Source organism: Ferruginibacter sp. (assembly GCF_031430955.1).
Lineage (GTDB): Bacteria > Bacteroidota > Bacteroidia > Chitinophagales > Chitinophagaceae > Ferruginibacter.
This window is the reverse complement of sequence record NZ_JANPCM010000061.1, coordinates 1-3583: the sequence shown is the minus strand read 5'-3', so window position 1 is coordinate 3583 and position 3583 is coordinate 1. Positions and strand designations below refer to the sequence as shown.

Sequence of the window (3583 nt, the reverse complement as noted above, 5' to 3'; positions counted from 1 at the left end):
TAAAGAAATTACTGATAAAAAACAGGCTGCCGAAGATTTACCCGTTGCAGAAATAAACAACAGGGATATTATTTATAAAGCAATTGATGAATTAAAAAAGACAAGGGATAAACAGATTGAAGAAATTTTGCAGGAATTATTGCCCGAAGCTTTTGCAACAGTAAAAGAAACCAGCAGGCGCTTTAAAGAAAACGAAACTATCGAAAGCACTGCTACTGAATTAGACAGAACCCTTGCAGTAAAAAAAGAACACATCACCATTGAAGGCGATAAAGCTATTTACAATAATACCTGGATTGCAGGTGGAGGATCTGTTACCTGGAATATGGTGCATTACGATGTACAATTGATTGGTGGTGCAGTTTTGCACTCCGGTAAAATTGCCGAAATGGCAACGGGTGAAGGTAAAACCCTGGTAAGTACTTTACCGGCATACTTAAATGCATTGTGCGGCGAAGGTGTACATATAGTTACTGTAAACGATTATTTGGCAAGAAGGGATAGTGAGTGGAACGGTCCTATTTTTGAATGGCTGGGTTTACGTGTTGATTGTATTGATAAGCATGAACCCAATACCGATGCCCGCCGCAATGCTTACAATGCCGATATTACTTATGGTACCAACAACGAATTTGGTTTTGATTATTTAAGGGATAACATGGTGCACACACCTGATGAAATGGTGCAGCGTAAACATCATTTTGCCATGGTGGATGAGGTGGATAGTGTATTAATTGATGATGCCCGTACGCCATTAATTATCAGTGGGCCAGTTGGCCACAGCGATAACACCCAACAGTTTTTCGATTTAAAACCAAGGATAGAAAAACTATTAGATGCACAGCGCAAAGCAGTCAATCAATATTTAATTGAGGCCAAGAAAAAAATTGCTGATGGCAACGACGACCCTAAAGATGGTGGCCTTGCATTAATGAGGGCACACCGTGGGTTACCAAAAAATGGTGCGTTAATAAAGTTTTTAAGTGAACCGGGCATCAGGGTAAAATTGCAGAAGAGCGAAAATTATTATCTCGCCGATCAGCAAAAAGAAATGCCCAAAGTAGATGAGGAATTATTTTTTAATATAGATGAAAAAAATAACCAGGTCGATCTTACTGATAAAGGCATTCAATTAATTACCCGTTCAGGCGAAGACCCTAACTTTTTTATTGTACCCGATATTTCTACCAAGCTGGCCGATATTGAAAAAGGAAGTTTAGGTGCAGAAGAAAAATTGCATGAAAAAGAAATATTACTCAACGATTATTCTTTAAAGGTTGACAGGATACATACCGTACAGCAATTATTAAAAGCGTACACTTTATTTGATAAAGATGTAGAGTATGTAATTATTGACGAAGCTGTAAAAATTGTAGATGAACAAACGGGCCGTATTATGGAAGGCCGCCGCTACAGCGATGGATTGCACCAGGCGCTGGAAGCAAAAGAAAATGTAAAGATTGAGGCGACTACACAAACTTACGCCACTGTTACTTTGCAAAATTTTTTCCGTATGTACCATAAGCTTTGCGGTATGACGGGTACTGCCGAAACAGAAGCTGCAGAGTTTTGGAGTATTTATAAATTAGATGTGGTAAACATTCCTACCAACGTAAAAGCTATTAGAAAAGATGAGCAGGATTTAGTGTATAAAACTAAACGTGAAAAATATAAAGCGGTAATTGATGCCATTGAAAAATTACGTACTGAAGGAAGGCCATGTTTGGTGGGTACAACATCGGTTGAAGTAAGTGAATTGCTGGCCAGGATGCTGAAGCAAAAAAATATTCCGCATAATGTATTAAATGCCAAACAGCATGCTAAAGAAGCACAGGTTATCACCGAAGCTGGGCTAGCCGGTGCTGTTACTATTGCTACTAACATGGCTGGTCGTGGTACCGATATTAAATTAGGCCCCGGTGTTAAAGATGCAGGAGGGTTGGCAATTTTAGGAACTGAGCGCCACGAAAGTCGCCGTGTGGACAGGCAGTTACGTGGCCGTGCCGGAAGACAGGGTGATCCGGGAAGTTCACAATTTTTTGTATCACTGGAAGATGATTTGATGCGTATGTTTGGCAGTGAAAGAATTGCAGGATTGATGGATAGAATGGGTTACAAAGAAGGCGAAGTGATTCAGCACAGTATGATCAGTAAATCAATTGAAAGGGCACAGAAGAAAGTAGAAGAAAATAACTTTGGAATAAGAAAACGTTTATTAGAATATGATGATGTAATGAATAAGCAGCGTAATGTTGTTTATGGTAAACGTAACCATGCATTATTTGGCGAACGTTTAGCTTTGGATTTGGATAATGCATTTTATTCTGTTGCTGATGGTTTAATTAATTCTTTTAAAGAAGGAAATGATCATGATGGATTAAAATTAGCGGCCATTGTAAATTTTGGAATAGATACAACAATTACTGCCGATGAATTAAACAGTGATGCCGCTAATACTTTAACGGAGCGTTTGTATAATGAAGCGATAGAACAATACCGCCGCAAAACGGATGCGATGATCTTGCAAACATTGCCCATAATAAAAAACATACGTAAAGAACAGGGTAACCATATTGAAAATGTTGCTGTACCGTTTACCGATGGTAAAAAAGGTATTCAGGCTCTAGCCAATTTAGATAAATATATTGCCAGCGAAGGCCGTGAATTAAATGATGCTTTAGAACGCAGTATTACGTTAGCACTGATAGATGATGCCTGGAAAGAACACTTAAGAGCGATGGATGATTTACGCCACAGTGTACAAACTGCAGGTTACGAACAAAAAGATCCGTTAGTGATTTATAAAATTGAAGCTTTTAGTGCGTTTAAACAAATGGATGATGAAGTAAATAAAAATATCGTAAGCTTCCTTAGCCATTGCGGCATACCGATGGAGCAAACCAATGCCGGGCAAATTAAAGAAGGCAGGGAAAAGAAAACTGACCTTAGTAAAATGAGGGCCAACAAAGAACTGGTAGATGCAGCAGGGCAGGATTATGCTGCTAATGAAAATGATTATATCGATCCATCGGAAGGAATTAAACAGGCGCCAGTAAAAGTAGAAAAAATGCCGGGGCGTAATGAGCAGTGCCCATGCGGCAGTGGAAAAAAGTACAAAAACTGTCATGGTAAAGAGGCTTAATTTCTAAAAAAATATTTTTAAAACCGTTTCAATTTTTTGAAACGGTTTTTTAGTTACACAAACCTTTGCATTGTCATCAAACTATCATTTAAAATTTCAACTCCTTTTTTCTTAAATTAATTTTATTAGTTTTACAGCCTGCTTATAACCTCTTTAGTAACCAAAACATGTTAATTATGAGAAAGCTATTGTTATCAACCAGCTTAATCTTTTGCAGTTACCTGCTTTTTGCCCAACAAAATTTTACTGTTAAAGTAACCGACTCAAAAACCGGTAACCCGGTAACCAATGCTTCAGTTGTTGTAAAAGCAACCAACAAAGGCGCTTCCACCAATAGCGAAGGTGTATTTACCATACAGGCCAAACCAAATGATGTGCTGGAAATAACCTGCATAGGCTACCAGCCACAGTTAGTAACACTGTCAGGCACTTCAATCATTG

The 3583-nt window shown here is 38.4% G+C and carries 2 protein-coding genes; both read left to right on the top strand.

What is annotated here, in order from left to right:
* On the top strand, positions 1-3142 hold a 3142-nt coding region (secA, locus tag ACY65O_RS01685; protein ID WP_462219115.1), incomplete at its 5' end, for a preprotein translocase subunit SecA.
* 176 nt (positions 3143-3318) lie between these two features.
* Positions 3319-3583 (top strand): carboxypeptidase-like regulatory domain-containing protein (locus tag ACY65O_RS01680; protein ID WP_462219114.1); only part of this gene is annotated, 265 nt, incomplete at its 3' end.